The organism is Acidovorax cavernicola, assembly GCF_003581445.1.
On the sequence record NZ_QXMN01000112.1, the window covers coordinates 1 to 3,144 of the forward strand.

At 50.0% G+C, this 3,144-nt stretch carries 2 tRNA genes and 2 rRNA genes; all 4 read right to left on the reverse strand.

The window, feature by feature from the left end:
- A 23S ribosomal RNA gene (locus D3H34_RS31240) occupies positions 1-1,888 on the reverse strand; the annotation flags it as partial.
- 321 nt (positions 1,889-2,209) lie between these two features.
- A tRNA-Ala gene (locus tag D3H34_RS31245) sits at positions 2,210-2,285 on the reverse strand.
- Positions 2,286-2,315: 30 nt separating this feature from the next.
- Positions 2,316-2,392, reverse strand: a tRNA-Ile gene (locus D3H34_RS31250).
- An 88-nt stretch (positions 2,393-2,480) separates the two neighbouring features.
- Positions 2,481-3,144: ribosomal RNA gene (locus D3H34_RS31255) — 16S ribosomal RNA — on the reverse strand; the annotation flags it as partial.

Here is a 3,144-nt window from a genome sequence, read left to right on the forward strand (position 1 = left end):
ATAGTTACGGCCGCCGTTTACTGGGACTTCAATCAAGAGCTTGCACCCCATCATTTAATCTTCCAGCACCGGGCAGGCGTCACACCCTATACGTCCACTTTCGTGTTTGCAGAGTGCTGTGTTTTTAATAAACAGTCGCAGCCACCGATTTTTTGCAACCCATTCATGCTTCGTTGTTCACTACACACTAATAGGGCACACCTTCTTCCGAAGTTACGGTGTCAATTTGCCGAGTTCCTTCTCCTGAGTTCTCTCAAGCGCCTTAGAATACTCATCTCGCGCACCAGTGTCGGTTTGCGGTACGGTCGTTGTTAGCTGAAGCTTAGTGGCTTTTCCTGGAACCTCGTTCAGTCACTTCACGGACAAGTCCGCTCGATCGTTGGCCTCGGTATATGTGCACCGGATTTGCCTAATGCACGCCTACATCCAACTAAACCAGAATAATCCAATAACTGGATGACCTATTAAGATCCGTCCCCACATCGCACTAACAATCGGTACAGGAATATTGACCTGTTTCCCATCAGCTACGCATCTCTGCCTCGCCTTAGGGGCCGACTCACTCTACGCCGATGAACGTTGCGTAGAAAACCTTGCGCTTACGGCGAGGGGGCTTTTCACCCCCTTTAACGCTACTCATGTCAGCATTCGCACTTCTGATACCTCCAGCACGCTTTACAACGCACCTTCACAGGCTTACAGAACGCTCTCCTACCACTTGCAATAAATTGCAAATCCGCAGCTTCGGTAACTGGCTTAGCCCCGTTACATCTTCCGCGCAGGACGACTCGATCAGTGAGCTATTACGCTTTCTTTAAATGATGGCTGCTTCTAAGCCAACATCCTGACTGTTTTAGCCTTCCCACTTCGTTTCCCACTTAGCCAATTTTAGGGACCTTAGCTGGCGGTCTGGGTTGTTTCCCTCTTGAGTCCGGACGTTAGCACCCGGTGCTCTGTCTCCCAAGCTGTACTCTTCGGTATTCGGAGTTTGCCTTGGTTTGGTAAGTCGCCATGACCCCCTAGCCAAAACAGTGCTCTACCCCCGAAGGTAATACTTGAGGCACTACCTAAATAGTTTTCGGAGAGAACCAGCTATTTCCAAGTTTGTTTAGCCTTTCACCCCTATCCACAGCTCATCCGCTAGTTTTGCAACACTAGTCGGTTCGGACCTCCAGTACCTGTTACGGCACCTTCATCCTGGCCATGGATAGATCACTTGGTTTCGGGTCTACACCCAGCGACTGATCGCCCTATTCGGACTCGATTTCTCTACGGCTTCCCTATTCGGTTAACCTTGCCACTGAATGTAAGTCGCTGACCCATTATACAAAAGGTACGCAGTCACCCTTGCGGGCTCCTACTTTTTGTAAGCACGCGGTTTCAGGATCTATTTCACTCCCCTCCCGGGGTTCTTTTCGCCTTTCCCTCACGGTACTAGTTCACTATCGGTCAATGATGAGTATTTAGCCTTGGAGGATGGTCCCCCCATATTCAGACAGGATTTCTCGTGTCCCGCCCTACTTGTCGTTAGCTCAGTACCACACAGGTCATTTCACGTACGGGGCTATCACCCGCTATGGCCAGCCTTTCCAAACTGTTCCGTTATGTCTTGTGCTATCACTAACAGGCTTCTCCGATTTCGCTCGCCACTACTTTCGGAATCTCGGTTGATGTCTTTTCCTCGAGCTACTGAGATGTTTCAGTTCACCCGGTTCGCCTCGCATGACTATGTATTCATCATGCGATACCTTTGCAGGTGGGTTTCCCCATTCGGAAATCTCCGGATCAAAGCTAATTTGCCAGCTCCCCGAAGCTTATCGCAGGCTATCACGTCCTTCGTCGCCTATCATTGCCAAGGCATCCACCACGTGCTCTTATTCACTTGACCCTATAACTTTGACGTTTCTTTCGAAACTGCAAAATCATCTCAAGGAATATGTCAGGTCTTTCACCTGACGCGTTATGCCGTACTTCCAATATCGATTTGACTCGAAATTGAAGTTTCTTTTGACGCAATCAAAAATTCTATGTTGCTGATGGCACGGTCTGCACTAAACCTTTACGAATGTGCAGTTTCCATCAGCAACGCTGATTCGACTCTATGAATTTTTAAAGAACAGCCGATTGATCAAGAGATCCTGATCAACAACAAAGAAGCCTCATGCTTTCGCAGGAAGCTGCTTTGGTGTTGAATAAGTATCGAAGTTATTGGTGGAGGATGACGGGATCGAACCGACGACCCCCTGCTTGCAAAGCAGGTGCTCTCCCAGCTGAGCTAATCCCCCTCAAACTCTCACACGAGATATCAGAAGATTTGGTGGGTCTAGTTGGGCTCGAACCAACGACCCCCGCCTTATCAAGACGGTGCTCTAACCAGCTGAGCTACAGACCCATTCATCAATCATCTTCACATCGAAGACAACCGACTTCTTCCAACAACCGATAAGTGTGGGCGTTTAAATTAAATTGCTTGTTTCCAGAAAGGAGGTGATCCAGCCGCACCTTCCGATACGGCTACCTTGTTACGACTTCACCCCAGTCACGAACCCTGCCGTGGTAATCGCCCTCCTTGCGGTTAAGCTAACTACTTCTGGCAGAACCCGCTCCCATGGTGTGACGGGCGGTGTGTACAAGACCCGGGAACGTATTCACCGTGACATTCTGATCCACGATTACTAGCGATTCCGACTTCACGCAGTCGAGTTGCAGACTGCGATCCGGACTACGACTGGTTTTATGGGATTAGCTCCCCCTCGCGGGTTGGCAACCCTTTGTACCAGCCATTGTATGACGTGTGTAGCCCCACCTATAAGGGCCATGAGGACTTGACGTCATCCCCACCTTCCTCCGGTTTGTCACCGGCAGTCTCATTAGAGTGCCCAACTGAATGTAGCAACTAATGACAAGGGTTGCGCTCGTTGCGGGACTTAACCCAACATCTCACGACACGAGCTGACGACAGCCATGCAGCACCTGTGTTACGGCTCTCTTTCGAGCACTAAGCCATCTCTGGCGAATTCCGTACATGTCAAAGGTGGGTAAGGTTTTTCGCGTTGCATCGAATTAAACCACATCATCCACCGCTTGTGCGGGTCCCCGTCAATTCCTTTGAGTTTCAACCTTGCGGCCGTACTCCCCAGGCGG